Below are 18,487 nucleotides of genomic sequence, written 5' to 3' on the forward strand. Positions count from 1 at the left end.
TGCTGCGGGGCCTCACAGCGCGCTGTCCGGACGCCCGCGGAAGCGGGCCGTCGGGGCTAGGATGGGCGGGATCCGGACCCGGACGTCAATGCTGACGGCACCGCGCACCGCCGGAAGGGCGCCGCTCATCGGCGGTGCCGAACGTGACGACCTGTGAAACGGAGCGCCTGTGGCACTGCGCCTCTCCTCCCTGTTCCTGCGCACCCTGCGCGAAGACCCGGTCGATGCCGAGGTCGCCAGCCATCGTCTGATGGTCCGCGCCGGGCTGATCCGCCGAGCCGCGCCGGGGATCTACACATGGCTTCCGCTGGGGCTGAGCGTTCTGCGGAAGGTCGAGGAGATCGTCCGCGAGGAGATGGCCGGGATCGGGGCCCAGGAGGTCCACTTCCCGGCCCTGCTGCCGCGCGAGCCCTACGAGGCGACCGGCCGCTGGGAGGACTACGGCGACAACCTCTTCCGCCTCAAGGACCGCAAGGACGCGGACTACCTGCTGGCGCCCACGCACGAGGAGATGTTCACCCTCCTGGTCAAGGACCTGTACTCGTCGTACAAGGACCTGCCGGTGCGGCTGTACCAGATCCAGACCAAGTACCGCGATGAGGCCCGCCCCCGGGCCGGGCTCATCCGCTCGCGCGAGTTCATCATGAAGGACTCGTACTCCTTCGACATCGACGACGCCGGCCTGGAGGAGTCCTACCGCCTGCACCGCGAGGCCTATGTCCGGCTCTTCGACCGGCTCGGGCTGCCCGTCGTGGCCGTCGCCGCCACATCCGGGGCCATGGGCGGCTCGCGCTCGGAGGAGTTCCTGCACCCCACGCCCATCGGCGAGGACACCTTCGTGCGCTCGCCGGGCGGCTACGCGGCCAACGTCGAGGCCGTGACCACCGTGGTGCCGGACTCCCTGCCGCTCGAGGGCCAGCCGGAGGCGCATGTGGAGCACACGCCGGACTCCGCCACCATCGAGACCCTTGTGCAGCGCTCCGACGAGATGCACCCCAAGGACGACGGCCCCTGGTCGGCCGCTGAGACGCTGAAGAACGTCGTGCTCGCCGTTACCACCCCAGAGGGCGAGCGGCGCCTCGTGGTCATCGGGCTGCCGGGCGATCGCGGCGTGGATCTCAAGCGCGTCGAGGCCGGGATCGGCGCCCTGATCGGCGTCGGGGGAGAGGTCGAGGTCGAGCAGGCCACGGAGGCCGATCTGGCCAAGCACCCGCAGATCGTCAAGGGCTACCTGGGTCCGGGCCTGAACATGGAGGAGCCGCTGCTGGGCGTGAAGTCGACCACCGGGCTGCCCTACTACGTGGATCCCCGCGTGGTCCCGGGCTCGCGCTGGCTCACCGGTGCGAACATCGCCGACCGACACGTCTACGACCTCGTGGCCGGCCGCGACTTCACCTGGGACGGCACGGTCGAGTGCGCCGAGGTGCTGCCCGGCGACCCGGCCCCGGACGGCTCCGGGCCGCTGGAGGCCGCTCGGGGCATCGAGATGGGCCATGTGTTCCAGCTCGGGCGCAAGTACGCCGAGTCCCTGGGGCTGAAGGTCCTGGACCAGAACGGCAAGCAGGTCGTGGTGACCATGGGCTCCTACGGCTTCGGCGTCACCCGCGCGGTGGCCGCGCTCGTGGAGTCGAACCACGACGACAAGGGCATCATCTGGCCGCGCCACCTGGCCCCGGCGGACATCCACGTGGTCCCCACGGGCAAGGGCGAGGACGCCGCCGAGGCGGCCGAGCAGATCGTCGCCCAGCTCGAGGAGGCGGGCGTCAGGGTGCTGTTCGACGACCGGAAGAAGGTCTCCCCGGGCGTGCGCTTCGGCGACTTCGAGCTGCTCGGCGTGCCGAGCATGCTCGTGATCGGCCGCGGGCTGGCCGATGGCCTGCTCGAGATCAAGGATCGGGCCACGAGCGATTCACGCGAGATCCGCCGCGAGGACGTCGTCGCGGAGGTCCTGGCCGAGATCGACCGCTGAGTCCGTCGCACCCATGACGAAGGGGCCCGAGCCGCACGGCTCGGGCCCCTTCGCGATCTGCTGCGGTGCGGCCTCAGTCCTGAAGACCGGGCAGCGGCCCCACGGGCTGGTCGTCCTGCGCCCGGGCGATGGCCAGGCGCATGAGCACCGCAGTGCCGGGGTCGGGGGAGGGGGAGTCGAGCTCCTGGGCCTGGGGATCGGATGCCGCGGCGACCTGGGCCAGGGCGGTGTCCTGGAGCTGGTCCATGAGCCGGTCGCGGGCGGCATCCGGATCGTCGCGGAAGCCCTCGGGCATGCCGGGGGAGCCGTCGATCACGGACGGGTGGCGCTGCTCGAGGGCGGCGAGCCAGTCGCTGTCCTGGACCGGCAGCAGGGCCTCTGCCCAAGCTGAGGAGTCCGGCCTCTGGTGGGACGGCAGGTGCGACCAGGTCCGGGCTGCGTCCCTGGCCTGTCCGAGCTGGCGGGCCAGGGCCAGCTCGGGATGCGGCGACTCTCCCGCGGCCGTCGGCGCCGGGTCCTGGCCGTCCTGCGCGGCCGGCAGGGCGTCGTCACCGGTGAGCTCGGGGACGGCGCGCTCGACCTTCTTCGCATCGGCGCCGAGCTCCAGGGCCGTGGCGGCGCGATGGGCGGCGATCGAGCTGAGGACGACCTGCTGCTCGGGCGCTGCGGACGGGCCGTGGACGATCATCCGAGCACTGGACAGGAAGGCGCCTGGCAGGCCGGGGACGTAGTCGGCCTGGCTCACGCCCACGGGCGCCCCCTGCTCGTCGGCGGCCTCGAGCGCGCGCTGGGAGGGCTGCAGCGCGTCGAGCTGGTCCTGCAGCTCCGCTCGCAGCTCGTCCTGCTGCGCCTGGGGAAGCTCGTCGAGGCCCTCCGAGTCCAGCAGCTGCTCGGTGTCCCGGTAGACCTGTGCCACGGCGATCTCCCCGTCGTCGGCGGGACGCCCCGGGCCCAGTCGCCAGATCAGCACCGCCAGAAGGATCACGACCAGAGCCGCCGCGACGATCGCGGCGGCTCGGCCGCGGGAGGTCAGCTTCATGCCGGGAGGCTCCTTGCTGCTCAGACGGGGCATCCCGCTCGGGCTCATGTGCGCCCATGGTAGGTCGCACCCGGGGGCGGCGGTGGGTCGGGCTGTCCCAGCCAGCCGCTACGCTCGTGCGCACAAGCGCTCTCGGCGGCTCGGACTCGGCCCGCGTGCCGGGAGCGGGATGCGGAGAAGCTGCCCGAACGCGGCCGGTCCCGCACCGACTACCCCAAGACGCAGGAGGACATCGTGAGCGAGCACCCCGCCCAGGACCCGCTGGCGGCCAAGCTGCAGGAGCTGCTGAGCCCCGTCGTCGAGGCTCAGGGCCTGTTCCTGGAGGACGTCGAGGTGGAGGGCTCGGGCTCCCAGCGGATCGTGCAGGTCCTGGTCGATCTGCCGGAGGACCGCACCGACGGCGTCGACATGGAGGACATCGCCCGCGCATCGCAGGCCGTCTCGGAGGAGCTCGACCGCGCGGATCCGGTCGACGGTCCCGCCTACGAGCTCCAGGTCTCCTCGCCCGGGGCCGCCCGCGCGCTGGAGCGCCCGCGGCACTGGCGGCGCTCGATCGGCCGGCTCGTGGACGTGCAGCCGGTGGATCGCACCACGCACGGGCGCAGCTTCGAGGCCCGCGTGCTGGAGGTCCAGGGCGAGCAGGTCACCCTGCAGCGCAGCACCCAGGTCAAGAAGGGCATGCCCATCAAGCTGCAGGACCCGGAGACCTGGGACCTGTCGCAGATCAAGCAGGCCCGGGTCCGCGTCGAGGACTGAGCTGCTCGTCCCGCCGGGGCGGTGGTGAGCGCACCGGTGTAGACTGCCTGGCTGACACCGGCGGCGCCGAGGGCCTCGAGCACCCTTCGCAGGCACCCGCGCAGCGCCGTCATAGACCCGCGAACAGCGTTCCGTCCCACCGGACGGTGCGCTGTCGTCGCACTCGGGGTCCTCGCGCGGCGGGGAGCCCGATCGGCTCGATCCGGAAAGGCCCCTCGATGGACATCGATATGAGCGCCCTGCGCATGCTGGAGCGCGAGAGCGACATCCCGCTGGATCTGCTGATCCCCACCATCGAGCAGGCGCTCGTGCTCGCCTACCAGCGCTCGCCCGGGGCCATCAAGGACGCCCGCGCGGAGCTGGACACCAAGACCGGTCGCGTGACCATCTGGGCCGCCGAGGTCGACGAGGACGGCAACCGGGTGGGCGAGTTCGACGACACCCCCTCCGGCTTCGGGCGCATCGCCGCCTCCACGGCTCGCAGCGTGATCGTGCAGAAGCTGCGCGACGTCGAGGACGACACCGTGCTGGGCCACTTCAAGGGCCGTGAGGGCGAGATCGTCTCCGGGCAGATCCAGCAGGGCCGCAACCCCCAGATGATCCAGATCGATCTGGGCACCGTGGAGGGCGTCCTGCCCCCGCACGAGCAGGTTCCCGGCGAGAAGTACACCCACGGCAGCCGGATCCGCGCCTTCGTCGTGGAGGCCAAGCGCGGTCCCAAGGGGCCGTCGATCACCCTGTCGCGCTCCCACCCGGACCTGGTGCGCCGCCTCTTCGAGTTCGAGGTCCCGGAGATCGCCCAGGGCGACGTCGAGATCATGGCGATCGCCCGCGAGGCCGGCCACCGCACGAAGATGGCGGTCGTGGCCAACACTCAGGGGATCAACGCCAAGGGCGCGTGCATCGGCGAGATGGGCACCCGCGTGCGCGCGGTGATGAACGAGCTCGGCGGCGAGAACATCGACATCGTCGACTGGTCGGGCGACCCCGCCCGCTTCATCGCCGCCGCGCTGTCGCCGGCGAGCGTGGTGCGTGTGGACGTGCTCGACGAGCGCGGCCGCTCGGCCCGCGCTGTGGTCCCCGACAGCAAGCTGTCGCTGGCCATTGGCAAGGAGGGGCAGAACGCCCGCCTCGCAGCCAAGCTGACCGGATGGCGGATCGACATCCTCTCGGAGTCGGACGACCGCCAGCGCCGCGAGGCCTGAGCGGATCGCGAGGCCCGGCCTCCGCTGCGCCCGGCTCGACGGCACGGGAGAGGACAGCCTCCGGGCATCGGATGGTCCCGATCCCTCCGGCCGTCCGGGCCGGCCCGGAGTGCGCTGTGCGCGGCGATACTGCGTGGGCGTCCCGGGAGGAGTAGGATGGTCGTCGGTCCAGCCGCAGCCGTGCCCGCCTCCAGCAGGAGCGCTCGGCCCTCGCGGATCCGGCAGGAAGAGGTGCGTACACACGTGGGACACGTTCCGCAGCGCACCTGCATCGGCTGCCGCGAGGTCGTCGGCCAGGACCGGCTCGTGCGTCTGAGCCTCGTCGCAGGAGAGCAGGAGCCCGTCGTGGTTCCTGATCCCGCGCGTCGGCTCGGAGGCCGCGGAGCGTGGCTGCACCCTTCGCGCGAATGCGCGGACAGGGCCCTTCGACGGAGAGCCTTCAATCGGGCCTTCCGGCGATCCGTTCCGATCCAGGACGAGGCGCTGCTGATCGAGCAGATCCTCCAGGGTGATCGGGACGGCAGCACCAGCACGACCGCCGCAGTCCGCACTGCGGCCGGAAGATGACCTCATCCCGCACGGCATGGGACTGAGGACACAGGATGCACTTGATGGGGAAGCGAGCAAGAAGCTGATGGACATCCGATGAGTGCCGAACGATGAGTGCCCCAGCGCACTCGGCAATGGATGCCCTCCTACGGTCCGAGCGACTCGGAGGGTCTCCGACAGACCGTTAGTCGGTCCGCCTCCTGTCACGAGCGCGGGCCGGGACAGGAGAGAAGTGGCTAAGCAGAGAGTTCACGAGCTCGCCAAGGAGCTCGGGATGACGTCCAAGGAGGCGATCTCGGCCCTGCAGGAGCTGGGCGAGTTCGTCCGGGGCGCGTCCTCGACCGTGGAGCCCCCGGTCGCCAAGAAGCTAAAGGAGTCGCCGCAGGCCAAGGCCGCGCTGGCGAAGAAGGGCGAGAAGGAGGGCTCGGCCAAGGCCGAGACCTCCAACCCCGCCGCCAAGCCGTCCTTGGCCGGTGCCAAGCCGGCAGGCGGCGCCAAGCCCGGCGCGTCCTCCGCACCGAAGCCCGGACAGTCGGTTCCCACGCCGGCGACCGCCGGTCAGACCGCGCAGCCCGAGCAGAAGACCGAGGAGCAGGCCAAGCCTGCTGAGCAGGCGCCGCCGGCGCCTGCCGCCGAGTCCGAGCCGGCCGCGGCCCAGCCGGAGAAGCCCGCCGCCGAGAAGCCCTCGGCCGAGCAGGCTCCCGCACCCGAGGCCCCGAGCAAGCCCGCCCCCAAGCCGGGCAGCGCGGCTCCCAAGCCGGGCGGTCCCCGCCCGGGCAACAACCCGTTCACGCCCAAGCAGGCCGGCGGGGCGCAGCGCCCCGCCCGCTCGCAGGGCGGCCCGCGTCCGGGCAACAACCCGTTCGCCGCCCAGCAGGGCATGGGCACGCAGCGCCCCGGCCAGGCCGCTCAGGGCGGTCCCCGTCCTGGCGCCCCGCGTCCGGGTCAGGGCGGTCCTCGCCCCGGTGCACCTCGTCCGGGCGCCCCGCGCCCCGGCCAGGGTGCCGGTGCAGGCGGTCCCCGTCCGGGCGGTCCGCGCCCCAGCCCGAACATGATGCCGGGCCACACCAGCAACGTTGCTCCGGTCGGCACCCGTCCGGCCCGCGGCGGCGGTGCCGGCGGCGGTCGACGCGGCGGTCCCGGTGGACCCGGCGGCGGTCCGGGCGGCGGCTTCCGTCCCGGCGGCGGCCCCGGTCGCGGCGGTCGCGGCGCCACGCAGGGCGCCTTCGGCCGCGGCGGTCCTTCGCGCAAGGGCCGCAAGTCGAAGCGCGCCAAGCGCCAGGAGCTGGAGCAGATGAATGCTCCCAAGGTCGGCGGCGTCTCGGTGCCGCACGGCGACGGCAATACTGTGGTGCGCCTGCGCCGCGGTGCCTCGCTGATGGACTTCGCGGAGAAGATCGACGCGAACCCGGCCTCGCTGGTCACCGTGCTCATCCACCTCGGTGAGATGGCCACGCAGACCCAGTCGCTGGATGAGGAGACCTTCGAGGCGCTGGGCGCCGAGCTGGGCTACGTCATCCAGATCGTCTCCCCGGAGGACGAGGAGCGCGAGCTCTTCGAGTCCTTCGACATCGACCTCGAGGCCGAGCAGGCCGCCGAGGGCGAGGAGCAGCTCGAGAAGCGTCCTCCTGTCGTGACCGTCATGGGCCACGTCGACCACGGCAAGACCCGACTGCTGGATGCCATCCGCAACACCCGCGTGATCGAGGGCGAGGCCGGCGGCATCACCCAGCACATCGGCGCCTACCAGGTGTCCCAGGAGGTCGACGGCGAGGATCGCGCGCTGACCTTCATCGACACCCCGGGTCACGAGGCGTTCACCGCCATGCGTGCCCGCGGTGCGCAGGTCACGGACATCGCCCTGCTCGTGGTGGCCGCCGACGACGGCGTCATGCCGCAGACGGTCGAGGCCCTGAACCACGCCCAGGCGGCGAACGTGCCGATCGTGGTCGCGGTCAACAAGATCGACAAGCCCGAGGCGAACCCGGAGAAGATCCGCGGTCAGCTGGCCGAGTACGGCCTGGTGCCGGAGGAGTACGGCGGCGACACCATGTTCGTCGACGTCTCCGCCCGCCAGTCCCAGAACATCGACGAGCTGCTCGAGTCGATCGTGCTGACGGCCGACGGCGCCCTGGAGCTGCAGGCGAACCCGAACAAGGACGCCCGCGGCGTGGCCATCGAGGCCAACCTGGACAAGGGCCGCGGCGCGGTCTGCACCGTCCTGGTCCAGTCGGGCACCCTGCGCGTGGGCGACTCGATCGTCGCCGGCGGGGCTCACGGCCGCGTCCGCGCCATGTTCGACGAGACCGGCGCCGCGGTCGAGGAGGCAGGTCCCTCCCGTCCGGTGCAGGTGCTCGGCCTGTCCACGGTGCCGCGCGCCGGCGACACCTTCATCGCGACCGAGGATGAGCGCACCGCTCGCCAGATCGCGGAGAAGCGCCAGGCGGCCGATCGCAACGCCCTGCTGGCCAAGCGCCGCAAGCGCGTCACGCTCGAGTCGTTCGACCAGGTCGTGGCCGAGGGCAAGATCGACACGCTCAACCTCATCATCAAGGGCGATGTCTCCGGTGCCGTCGAGGCGCTCGAGGACTCGCTGCTGAAGATCGAGGTGGCTCCGGACGAGGTCCAGCTGCGCGTCATCCACCGCGGTGTGGGTGCGATCACGCAGAACGACGTCAACCTGGCCACGGTCGACAACGCCGTGATCATCGGCTTCAACGTCCGACCGGCCGAGCGCGTCACCGAGCTCGCCGACCGCGAGGGCGTCGAGATGAAGTTCTACTCGGTGATCTACAACGCCATCGACGACGTCGAGGCGGCCCTGAAGGGCATGCTCAAGCCGGAGTACGAGGAGGTGGATCTCGGCAAGGCCGAGGTCCGCGAGGTGTTCAAGTCCTCCAAGTGGGGCTCGATCGCCGGCTCGTACGTCACCGAGGGGCTCATCCGCCGCAACGCGAAGGCCCGCCTGGTGCGCGACGGCAACGTCGTCAAGGAGGGCCTGACCATCGAGTCGCTGCGCCGCTTCAAGGACGACGCGACCGAGGTCCGCGAGGGCTACGAGTGCGGCATCGGCCTGGGGTCGTTCAACGACATCAAGGAAGGCGACGTCATCGAGACGTGGGAGATGCAGGAGAAGCCCCGCGCCTGATCGTCGTCGATCCCTCGTGCGGCCCGCATCGCTGGGTCCGTTCCGCAGCCGCCCTCGGGCGGACGGGTCGGACCCGCGGTGCGGGCCGCACGCTCCGGCACCGCCTCGGTGCCGCCCCTGACACTGCACTGCAGCGCACGGACCCGCGGGTCCGCGCGCGAGAACGGGAGAGATCATGGCCGATGCACAGCGGGCTTCCCGCATGGCCGACCGCGTCAAGGTGATCGTGGCGAAGGCTCTGGAGCGCCGGGTCAAGGACCCGCGCCTGGGCTTCGTGACCGTCACCGACGCCCGCGTGACCAACGACCTGCAGCACGCGACCGTCTACTACACGGTCTACGGCAGCGCCGAGGAGAAGGCCGATTCGGCCCGTGCCCTCGAGTCCGCCAAGGGCATCCTGCGCGCCGAGGTCGGCAAGAACATCACCGCCCGGCTCACGCCCACGCTCGAGTTCGTGGCCGATGAGATCCCGGAGGCGGCCTCCAACCTGGAGGACGTCCTGCGCCGGGCCAAGGAGAAGGACGCGGCTGTCGCCGCCTCCGCGGCCGGGGCCACCTACGCCAACGGCGAGAACTCCTACCGCACGGACGAGGCCGACGACGCCCAGTCCGCGGCCGCTGAGGCCGACGACGAGGATCCCAGCGGCACTCGTGAGCGCTGAGCCGCAGGCGGGCGGATCGGGGCGCAGCGCGCAGACGCCGCGCCCCGATCCCTCGCTGACCGTGCCCGAGGGACTCGTGGTCGTGGACAAGCCGAAGGGCTGGACCAGCCACGACGTCGTCGGGCGGATGCGCCGGCTGTGCGGGACGCGCAAGGTCGGCCACGCCGGGACTCTGGACCCCATGGCCACCGGTGTGCTGATCGTGGGCGTCGGGCGCGGGACCAAGCTGCTGACCCACCTGGTGGGCGCGGACAAGACCTACGAGGCCACCATTCGCCTGGGCGCCACCACCGTCACCGAGGACGCCGAGGGCGAGCTCACCGGCACCGCGGATCCGAGCGCCGTCGCGGCCGTCACGGACGAGCAGATCCGCGCGGCCGTCGCCGAGCTGACCGGAGACCTGGAGCAGGTCCCGTCCGCGGTCTCGGCGATCAAGGTGGACGGCAAGCGCTCCTACGCCCGCGTGCGCGCGGGGGAAGAGGTCGCCCTCGAGGCGCGGCCGATCACGGTCTCGCGCTTCGACGTGACGGAGATCCGCCGGGACCGCGATGCCCTGGAGCTCGACGCCGTCCTGGACGTCTCGTCGGGGACCTACATCCGGGCGATCGCCCGCGATCTCGGCGAGGCCCTGGGGATCGGCGGTCACCTCAGCGCGCTGCGCCGCACCCGCGTGGGCGCCCTGGGCCTCGAGCAGGCCCGGGAGCTGGAGGCGCTCACCGGGATCGTCGCCGGGGGAGCAACGGTGCCGTCCACCTCGCTCGACCAGGCGGCCCGGGCCATGTTCCCGGCCCGTGAGCTCACCGCGCAGCAATCGGTGGAGATCGGGCAGGGCAAGCGCATCGGACCCACCGGCACCGGACCGGGGGAGCTCACCGCAGGCTTCGATCCGCAGGGCCACGTGGTGGCCCTGCTCGAGGACCGCGGACACGCCGAGGAGCGCACCGCCAAGTCGGTCCTGGTCTTCCAGGCGCAGGGCTGAGAACGGACCGGTCGCCACGGCGGCCGCAGGACAGGAAGCAGAGAAGACACGGATGCTGTGGGGATATGACGGGTGGTTCTGGGCCTCGGTGGTCCTGGGCGGCCTCTCGACGCTGATCTGCGCCGTGGAGGCGCTGCGCAAGCGGCCCCCGGGAGATGCCACGCAGGGCTCCGTGCTCGTGCTGGAGGCCTTCCTGCTCGTCTACCTGATCGGCTCGATCTTCCTGGGGATCCTCGGTCCGGCGGCCTCGGGCTCGGCGCTCGAGTACTGGGGCTACCTGCTGACGGCGCTGCTGATCCCGGCGGGCACCTTCATCTGGTCGCTCGTGGAGCGCTCGAGCTGGTCCAACTGGATCCTGGCGGCCACGGGCCCCACGATCATCGTGATGGTGTACCGGATGAACTTCATCTGGTACTACCAGTGAGTCGAGAGGACGCCATGCAGCACACCGACCCTGAGAGCCCGCGCTCCGCCGGCTCCGAGCCGGAGCCTCCCGGGCGACTGCAGTCGCGCTTCGGGCCGCGGGAGGGCGCACGGCGCACCGACCCGAAGTCCTCGGGCTTGGGCCGGGTGATCATCGTGGTCTACGGGATCTTCTCGTTGTCGGCCGGAGTGCGCTCGCTGTATCAGATCCTCACCCAGTTCGACGTCGCTCCGCTGGCCTACCTGCTCTCGCTGTTCTCCGCGACCGTCTACGTGGTGGCCGCAGTGGCGCTGGCGAAGACCGGGCCTGGCTGGCATCGGATCGCCACGGGTGCCGTGCTGGTGGAGCTCATCGGCGTGCTCGGCATCGGCGCGATGACCTTCGCCGCCCCGGAGCTGTTCGCCGATGAGACCGTCTGGTCGCACTTCGGCCAGGGCTACGGCTATATCCCGCTGCTGCTGCCGATCGTGGGGCTGATCTGGCTGCGCCGCACCCGCCCCCTCACCGACCGCTCCACCGAGACCGCAGGAGACCGCGCATGAGCACCGACGACACCGCCGCCAGCACCAGCCAGGGGCTCAGCGTCCCGCGGCTCACCGACGGGGCCCTCACCCTGCGGGAGCTGACCCCCGCCGACGCCGAGGCTCTGACCGCGAACTGCCAGGACCCGGTGGCTGTGCGCTGGACGACCGTTCCCGAGCCCTACGGCGTGGAGTCGGCGCTGTGGTACATCCGGGAGTACGTGCCGGGCGCGCTGAAGGCCCGATCGGCGATCAACTGGGCTGCCGAGGATCCCCAGGGCCGCTTCCTCGGGACGATCGAGCTGTGCCGGCTGCGCGCCGGTGCAGCGGACATCGGCCTGAACTTCGGCCCGCATGCCCGCGGCACGGGTTCCGCCGAGGCGGCCTGCCGCCTGGTGATCGAGCACGCGTTCGGCACCATGGGGCTCACGCACCTGCACTGGCTGGCCTTCGATGGCAACTGGGCCTCGCGCAAGCTCGCCTGGAAGCTCGGTTTCTCCACGCCCGTTCTGGTCCGCGGTTACATGGAGCAGCGGGGCCAGCTGCGCGACACCTGGATCGCGACCTTGACCGATGCCGATGACCGCAGCCCGTCCGAGCCCTGGGGCGGCCCGGCACCGGCCTGAGGCATCCGACCCGCCGGGGAGTCGGTGTCAGCGACTACCCTTGAGCGAGTGCCGAGCGGTGCCCGTCCGGATGAGGCCCGCCGGCCCCATCCGCAGCCCGCGATCCGCTGAGCCCACCACCGTCCGACCGCCCAGATCCGCATCGCGGACGTCGTCCTGACGGACGACGCCGCGCCTGCCGAGGAGACCCGTTGCATCGCTTGCACGACCTGTCCGAGCTTCCCGAGGACCTCGGGCCCTGCGTGGTCACCGTCGGGAACTTCGACGGCGTCCATCGCGGGCACCAGGAGGTCCTGGGGATGGTCGTCGAGCGCGCACAGCGCGAGGGCGCCAGCTCGGTCGTGCTGACCTTCGACCCGCACCCGGCCCTGGTGCACCGCCCGGATCAGTACCGGGGCCAGATCATGGGCACCTCGGACAAGCTCGATGCCATGGAGCAGCTCGGCGTGGACGCTGTGCTCGTCCAGCACTACGACCTCGCCTTCGCCTCGCAGGACCCGCTCGAGTTCATGAGGCGGTACCTGCTGCGCGGGCTGCGCGCCTGCTGCGTGGTCGTGGGCGCCGACGCCCGGTTCGGGCGCGGCAATCAGGGCGATGTCTCCGCCCTGCGCCGCTTCGGCGCCGAGCACGGCTTCGACGTCGTCGTGGTCGAGGATCTCGAGTGCTGCGGCACTGTGCCGGCCCAGCTGCGCACCACGAACCTCCCGCTGGTCGGGGTCGACGGCCCCGTCTCCTCGCAGGAGGACACCGACCACGATCCTGAGGACCGGCGGATCTCCTCGACCTGGATCCGCGAGCGCCTCATCGCCGGCGACGTCGAGGATGCCGCACGCCTGCTGGGTCGTCCGCACCGCATGCGCGGCACCGTGGTCCACGGCGCCGCGCGCGGTCGCGAGCTCGGCTTCCCCACGGCCAACCTCGCCCCGGACTCCGACGGCTACATCCCCGCCGACGGCGTCTACGCCGGCTGGCTCACCGACGCCTCCGGACAGCGCTGGCCGGTGGCGGTCTCGGTGGGCTCCAACCCCACATTCGAGGGCGTCTCCCGGGTGGTCGAGGCGCACGTGATCGACCGGCCCCGCGAGCGGGTGGAGGACTTCGACCTCTACGGCCAGGAGGTCATCGTGGAGTTCATCGCCCGCCTGCGAGGCATGGTGGCCTACGAGGGCGTGGAGAAGCTCGTGCAGCAGATGAGCCTGGACGTGGAGAACACCCGCAAGATCCTGGCCCAGCACCCGGAGGGCATGGCCGACGTCGCCCCCTGACGGCGCGCTGCAGGCGCCGCCGCCTGAACGACCAGAGGCAGAGACGGACTGAGGGCCGCCCGGGGGAGTCCCCGGGCGGCCCTCAGTCCATCAGGCGGAGCGCGCGGTCAGCGCGCCCGACTCACATCTCCTCGTGCTCGTCCGGGTCGAAGCCCGAGCCGGAGAGACCGGTGTGCAGCAGGCGGATGCGCTCCATCTGCTGATCGCTGAGCTCCCAGCCGAAGACGTCGAGGTTCTCGGCCATGCGCTTGGGGTTCGAGGACTTGGGGATCGGCAGCACCGCGGACTGGATCTCCCAGCGCAGGATGACCTGGGCCGGGGTGCGGTTGACCTGCCCGGCGATCTCGGCGAGCCACTCGTGGTCGAGGATGTCGGTCTTGCGCCCCAGCGGCGACCAGGCCTGCACCAGGATCCGCTTGTCGTGGTGGTGGGCGCGCAGGGCCTCCTGCTGGTACTGCGGGTGCAGCTCGACCTGGTTGACCGCCGGGGTCTCGCCGGTCTCGGCGATCAGGCGATCCACGTGGGCCGGGGTGAAGTTGGAGACGCCGACCGAGCGGACCAGGCCCTCCTCGCGCAGGGCGAGCATGGTCCGGAAGGTCTGCACGTACTTGTCCTGCTGGGGATTGGGCCAGTGGATCAGCAGCAGGTCCAGGCGGTCCAGGCCCAGCCGCTCGAGCGAGCCCTCCACGCTGGCGCGCACCGTGGCCTCGTCGCCCTGATCGCGGCCGGGGATCTTGGTGGTCACGAAGACCTCGTCGCGGGGCAGCCCGGCCAGGGCGATGCCGCGGCCCACGCCGATCTCGTTGCCGTAGTTCACGGCGGTGTCGATCAGGCGGAAGCCCCGGTTGATGCCCTCGTAGACGCCGACCTCGGCATCGGCGTCGTCCATGGGGTAGGTGCCCATGCCGATCTGCGGCAGCTGGTGGCCGTCGTTGAGGGTGTGGCGGCGCTCGGAGACGCCCACCTGGTCGGCCAGGGCCGGATCGATCTGCGTGGTCTCGGACTCGCGGCTGTCTGCGGACTCGGTCATGGGCCCACTCCTCACTGCTCGGGACGGTGCGCCGGGGCCGCAGCGGAACGGGCCCGGAGGGGTTCGCCCTCCAGTCTTGCACTGTCCCCGGACATCGTCCGCCTCACAGCCCGTGTGGCGCGCGCCTGCTACCATGATCGGCGGTCCGCCTGCAGTCCGTGGCGGACGGGCCCCTGAGTCCGCACGATCCTCTCGTGCGAGCTCCTGCCCCGGCGCGATCACCTTCGCAGCCGGGACGCACGGCACTGGACCCCGAAGGAGTTCACACATGGCACTCGACGCAGCTGTCAAGCAGTCCATCATCGAGGAGTACGCGACCCACGAGGGCGACACCGGTTCGCCCGAGGTCCAGGTCGCGGTCCTGACTCGCCGGATCTCGGATCTGACCGAGCACCTCAAGTCGCACAAGCACGACCACCACACCCGCCGCGGCCTCATGGCCATGGTCGGTCGCCGTCGTCGCATGCTGACCTACCTGCAGAACACGGACATCGAGCGCTACCGCTCGCTGATCCAGCGTCTCGGCCTGCGCCGCTGATCGCATTCTGACCCTTGCCTCGGGCGGGGCCGCCACGCAGCTCGCGGCGGTCCCGCTCGTGGTCTACGGGCGCGGATCCCGCCACATCCGCCGCCGACGCCCGCCCACCGGCTGAGCGTCCGGACGAACACTCGCAGCCCCTCAATGCTGGTCCGCGCGTCGCGGACCTGTCAGGCTGGGTCTGCACGAACAAGCCCCGGGGCCCACGGATGGGTCCGCAGGGCATCCGCGACGGACGGCTCCAGCCGTCCTCGTCGATCCGGCCCGCACGCCGCCCGCGTCCCGGTCCTCGACAGTGGTCCACGGAATCCCCGCAGCCTCGCTGCCGCGGCCGTGGACTTCGATCGAAGACCGTGCGCCGTGCGAGCGGGGCGGATCGGACACTGCCAGATCACCCCGATCGTGGAGACGATCGCGACGAAAGGAAGGTGGCCCTTGGAGGGTCCCGAGATCCAGTCCGCCGAAGCCGTCATCGACAACGGCCGCTACGGCCAGCGCGTCGTGCGCTTCGAGACCGGTCTGCTCGCGCAGCAGGCAGCCGGCTCCACTCTGGTGTCCATCGACGATGACACCACCCTGCTGTCCACCACCGCGGTGGGCAAGAAGCCCCGCGAGGGCTTCGACTTCTTCCCGCTGACCGTGGACGTGGAAGAGCGCATGTACGCCGACGGACGCATCCCCGGCTCGTTCTTCCGCCGCGAGGGCCGTCCCTCGACCGACGCCGTGCTGGCCTGCCGCCTGATCGACCGCCCGCTGCGCCCCGCCTTCCAGAAGGGCATCCGCAACGAGGTCCAGGTCGTCGTGACTGTGCTGGCGATCGACCCCGACGAGATCTACAACACCATCGCGATCAACGCCGCGTCGATGTCCACGACCCTGTCCGGCCTGCCCTTCGGCGGCCCGGTCGGCGGCGTGCGCCTGGCCCTGATGGCCGCGGCCGACGGCACCCACCAGTGGGTCTGCTTCCCCAAGCACTCCCAGCTCGAGAACGCCGTGTTCGACATGGCCGTGGCCGGCCGCGTGGTCACCAAGGCCGATGGCACCGAGGACGTCGCGATCATGATGGTCGAGGCCGAAGCCACCGACCGCTCGTGGGAGCTCATCAAGGGCCAGGGCGCCGTGGCGCCCACCGAGGAGATCGTGGCCGAGGGCCTCGATGCCGCAAAGCCCTTCATCAAGGCCCTGTGCCAGGCCCAGTCGGACCTCAAGGCCCGCGCCGGCAAGCCCGAGATGGAGCTGCCGCGCTTCGGCGGCCACGGCGACGACGTCGCCCAGGCCGTCAAGGACGCCGTGGGCCAGCGCCTGGTGGAGGCCTACTCGATCGCCGGCAAGCAGGAGCGCGAGGACGCCACCGACGCCCTGCACCAGTCCGTCCTGGAGGAGCTGACCGGTGAGGGCAAGCCCTTCGCCGAGCGCGCCGACGAGGTCAACGACGCCTACCAGGCCCTGACCAAGCACACCGTGCGCCAGCGCGTGCTCTCCGAGAACGTGCGCATCGACGGCCGCGGCCCCCGCGACATCCGCGAGCTGACCGCCATGGTGGAGATCCTGCCGCGCGTGCATGGCTCGGCGATCTTCCAGCGCGGCGAGACCCAGATCATGGGCGTCACCACGCTGAACATGCTCAAGCTCGAGCAGCAGATCGACTCGCTGTCGCCGGTGAAGTCCAAGCGCTACATGCACCACTACAACTTCCCGCCGTACTCCACCGGAGAGACCGGCCGCGTGGGCTCGCCCAAGCGCCGCGAGATCGGCCACGGCGCTCTGGCCGAGCGCGCACTGGCCCCCGTGATCCCGTCGCGCGAGGAGTTCCCCTACGCGATCCGCCAGGTCTCCGAGGCCCTGAGCTCCAACGGCTCGACCTCCATGGGCTCGGTCTGCGCCTCGACCCTGTCGCTGCTCAACGCCGGCGTGCCGCTGCGCGCCCCCGTGGCCGGCATCGCCATGGGCCTGATCACCGGCGAGGTCGACGGCAAGCCGGCCAGCGTCGCGCTGACCGACATCCTGGGCGCGGAGGACGCGCTCGGCGACATGGACTTCAAGGTCGCCGGCACCTCCGAGTTCGTCACGGCCATCCAGCTGGACACCAAGCTCGACGGCATCGACGCCGAGGTCCTGGGCGCCGCCCTGGCCCAGGCCCGCGATGCCCGCCTGGCCATCCTCAACGTGATCGCCTCCGCGATCGATGCACCGGACGAGATGTCCGACTACGCCCCGCGGATCATCACGGTCAACGTGCCCGTCTCCAAGATCGGCGAGGTCATCGGCCCCAAGGGCAAGATGATCAACCAGATCCAGGAGGACACCGGCGCGGACATCTCCATCGAGGACGACGGCACCGTGTTCATCGGCGCCGTGGACGGCCCCTCGGCCGAGGCCGCGCGCTCGGCTATCAACGCGATCGCCAACCCGCAGGTCCCCGAGGTGGGGGAGCGCTACCTGGGCACGGTCGTGAAGACCACGACCTTCGGCGCCTTCGTCTCGCTGACCCCGGGCCGCGACGGCCTCCTGCACGTCACCGAGCTGCGCAAGCTCAACGACGGCAAGCGCGTCAACGACGTCGAGGACGTCGTGGGCGTGGGCCAGCAGGTCCAGGTCGAGATCACCAAGGTCGATGATCGCGGCAAGCTCTCGCTCTCGCCGGTCGTGGCCGACGACGCCGCCGCGGAGGCGGACGAGGACTCCGCCGCCGAGTGATCCCTCCACCGGCTCGCACCTGAGCCGCACGAGGCCCCGGGCCCCGCATCCGCCGTGGATGCGGGGTCCGACCCGTCTGAGCCCCTCGCGGGAGGCATGTCTCCGGGTGGCGTGCGGACTCGGGATCCGGGGTACGGTCGAGGCGGGCCTGATGCTGAGGCAACGGGCCGTCTCCCCTTGTCGGCGCCTTCCGCACGTGACAGCGAATGCCTTGTCCGCACACACCTCAGACAGCCGTCCGCCTCAGGACGGGGCCAGCGGCGCGGCGGAATCGGCCTCCGTGGCGGGCGTCCTCGTCGTCCTGCTGTCCACCGCCTTCGTGATGATGCTCAACGAGACCACGGTGGCCGTGGCCCTGCCGGCGATCATGGGCGAGTTCCACGTCTCCGCGGCCACCGCCCAGTGGCTGCTCACCGGTTTCATGCTGACGATGGCCGTCGTCATGCCCACCACGGGCTGGATGCTCGAGCGGTTCTCGACCCGGCCGGTCTTCATCGTCGCCGTCGCCGCGTTCCTGCTCGGCACCCTGCTGGCCGCGCTGGCGCCGTGGTTCGGGGTCCTGCTGCTCGGGCGGCTCTTCCAGGGCGCGGGCACGGCCGTGGTGCTGCCCCTGATGATGGCGGTGACCATGACCCTGGTGGCCGCCTCGGGCCTGCTGGGCCTGGCCAGGCTGCGCAATGTGGGGACCCCGCGCCGTCTGCCGCTGGATGTGGTCTCCGTGGTGCTCTCCGTCCTGGCCTTCGGGGGCCTGATCTACGGCCTGAGCTCGATCGGGCAGATCCTCGCCGGCGGCTCGGCCGCGGTCGTCGCGCTGAGCGTGACGGGCGTCGGGGCCGTGGCGCTGGTGCTGTTCGCGCTTCGGCAGATCCGCCGGGCCCGGCCCGGAGAGGTCCTGTCGGCCTTCCTCACCAGTGCCGGGCTGGTGGGCATCGCCCTGGTGCTCTCCCTGTTCATCCGGGCCCCCAGATCGGGGTCCCGGACCGAGATCGAGGGCTGAGCCGGCAGTTGGCCGCCCCGAGAGCCTGGTCCTAGACTCGACGGGTTCCCGAGAGGAGCCGCGGCTGCGGCCCCCGGGGCCAT

16 protein-coding genes are annotated in these 18,487 nt (G+C 71.4%); 14 read left to right on the forward strand and 2 right to left on the reverse strand.

Annotation, left to right across the window (positions count from 1 at the left end):
- The first annotated feature begins 169 nt into the window (after window positions 1-169).
- Window positions 170-1,969, forward strand: coding sequence for a proline--tRNA ligase (locus QSJ40_RS10400; protein WP_285730761.1), 1,800 nt, complete (start codon window positions 170-172; stop codon window positions 1,967-1,969).
- 73 nt (window positions 1,970-2,042) lie between these two features.
- On the opposite strand, the gene QSJ40_RS10405 is transcribed toward QSJ40_RS10400, so the two are convergent.
- Window positions 2,043-3,008: a polyadenylate binding domain-containing protein gene (locus QSJ40_RS10405; RefSeq protein ID WP_285730763.1), complete on the reverse strand. Its 966-nt coding sequence runs from the start codon at window positions 3,006-3,008 to the stop codon at window positions 2,043-2,045.
- A 234-nt stretch (window positions 3,009-3,242) separates the two neighbouring features.
- Between QSJ40_RS10405 and rimP the strand changes: the two genes are divergently transcribed.
- The 10 genes from rimP to QSJ40_RS10455 all read left to right on the forward strand — a co-directional run bounded on the left by rimP (window position 3,243) and on the right by QSJ40_RS10455 (window position 13,142).
- The gene (gene rimP, locus QSJ40_RS10410) at window positions 3,243-3,764 is read left to right on the forward strand and encodes a ribosome maturation factor RimP (protein ID WP_251714705.1); all 522 of its coding nucleotides are present in this window, start codon (window positions 3,243-3,245) and stop codon (window positions 3,762-3,764) included.
- Window positions 3,765-3,982: 218 nt separating this feature from the next.
- The gene (gene nusA / locus QSJ40_RS10415) at window positions 3,983-4,969 is read left to right on the forward strand and encodes a transcription termination factor NusA (RefSeq protein WP_024290153.1); all 987 of its coding nucleotides are present in this window, start codon (window positions 3,983-3,985) and stop codon (window positions 4,967-4,969) included.
- A gap of 156 nt (window positions 4,970-5,125) precedes the next feature.
- Window positions 5,126-5,536, forward strand: a complete 411-nt coding sequence (locus tag QSJ40_RS10420; protein ID WP_006214466.1) for a YlxR family protein — start codon at window positions 5,126-5,128, stop codon at window positions 5,534-5,536.
- Window positions 5,537-5,750: 214 nt separating this feature from the next.
- Complete coding sequence (gene infB / locus QSJ40_RS10425; protein ID WP_006214467.1) at window positions 5,751-8,666, forward strand: translation initiation factor IF-2; 2,916 nt, start codon at window positions 5,751-5,753, stop codon at window positions 8,664-8,666.
- Between the two features lie 175 nt (window positions 8,667-8,841).
- Complete coding sequence (rbfA, locus tag QSJ40_RS10430; protein ID WP_006214468.1) at window positions 8,842-9,327, forward strand: 30S ribosome-binding factor RbfA; 486 nt, start codon at window positions 8,842-8,844, stop codon at window positions 9,325-9,327.
- Window positions 9,317-10,306 carry a tRNA pseudouridine(55) synthase TruB gene (gene truB / locus QSJ40_RS10435; RefSeq protein WP_006214469.1) on the forward strand — a complete coding sequence of 330 codons (990 nt, stop codon included), beginning with the start codon at window positions 9,317-9,319 and terminating at the stop codon, window positions 10,304-10,306. The genes rbfA and truB overlap by 11 nt, the downstream gene beginning before the upstream one ends.
- 52 nt (window positions 10,307-10,358) lie before the next feature.
- On the forward strand, window positions 10,359-10,730 hold the full coding sequence (locus QSJ40_RS10440) for a hypothetical protein (RefSeq protein WP_006214471.1): 372 nt from the start codon (window positions 10,359-10,361) through the stop codon (window positions 10,728-10,730).
- A gap of 14 nt (window positions 10,731-10,744) precedes the next feature.
- The gene (locus QSJ40_RS10445) at window positions 10,745-11,272 is read left to right on the forward strand and encodes a hypothetical protein (RefSeq protein ID WP_006214484.1); all 528 of its coding nucleotides are present in this window, start codon (window positions 10,745-10,747) and stop codon (window positions 11,270-11,272) included.
- Window positions 11,269-11,877 (forward strand): GNAT family N-acetyltransferase, encoded by a 609-nt coding sequence (locus QSJ40_RS10450; RefSeq protein WP_006214485.1) that lies wholly within the window; start codon window positions 11,269-11,271, stop codon window positions 11,875-11,877. The genes QSJ40_RS10445 and QSJ40_RS10450 overlap by 4 nt, the downstream gene beginning before the upstream one ends.
- 200 nt (window positions 11,878-12,077) lie before the next feature.
- Window positions 12,078-13,142: a bifunctional riboflavin kinase/FAD synthetase gene (locus QSJ40_RS10455; protein ID WP_006214486.1), complete on the forward strand. Its 1,065-nt coding sequence runs from the start codon at window positions 12,078-12,080 to the stop codon at window positions 13,140-13,142.
- 121 nt (window positions 13,143-13,263) lie between these two features.
- Here QSJ40_RS10455 and QSJ40_RS10460 read toward each other — a convergent pair whose 3' ends face one another.
- The gene (locus tag QSJ40_RS10460) at window positions 13,264-14,172 is read right to left on the reverse strand and encodes an aldo/keto reductase (protein WP_006214487.1); all 909 of its coding nucleotides are present in this window, start codon (window positions 14,170-14,172) and stop codon (window positions 13,264-13,266) included.
- Window positions 14,173-14,440: 268 nt separating this feature from the next.
- Between QSJ40_RS10460 and rpsO the strand changes: the two genes are divergently transcribed.
- From rpsO to QSJ40_RS10475, 3 genes are all read left to right on the forward strand, one after another.
- Window positions 14,441-14,710 (forward strand): 30S ribosomal protein S15, encoded by a 270-nt coding sequence (gene rpsO / locus QSJ40_RS10465; RefSeq protein WP_006214488.1) that lies wholly within the window; start codon window positions 14,441-14,443, stop codon window positions 14,708-14,710.
- 435 nt (window positions 14,711-15,145) lie between these two features.
- Window positions 15,146-17,407 carry a polyribonucleotide nucleotidyltransferase gene (locus QSJ40_RS10470; RefSeq protein ID WP_006214490.1) on the forward strand — a complete coding sequence of 754 codons (2,262 nt, stop codon included), beginning with the start codon at window positions 15,146-15,148 and terminating at the stop codon, window positions 17,405-17,407.
- A 211-nt stretch (window positions 17,408-17,618) separates the two neighbouring features.
- The gene (locus tag QSJ40_RS10475) at window positions 17,619-18,404 is read left to right on the forward strand and encodes an MFS transporter (protein ID WP_200860737.1); all 786 of its coding nucleotides are present in this window, start codon (window positions 17,619-17,621) and stop codon (window positions 18,402-18,404) included.
- Window positions 18,405-18,487: the final 83 nt, after the last annotated feature.

It is taken from the genome of Kocuria sp. NBRC 114282, assembly GCF_030268385.1.
Classification (GTDB): domain Bacteria; phylum Actinomycetota; class Actinomycetes; order Actinomycetales; family Micrococcaceae; genus Kocuria; species Kocuria palustris.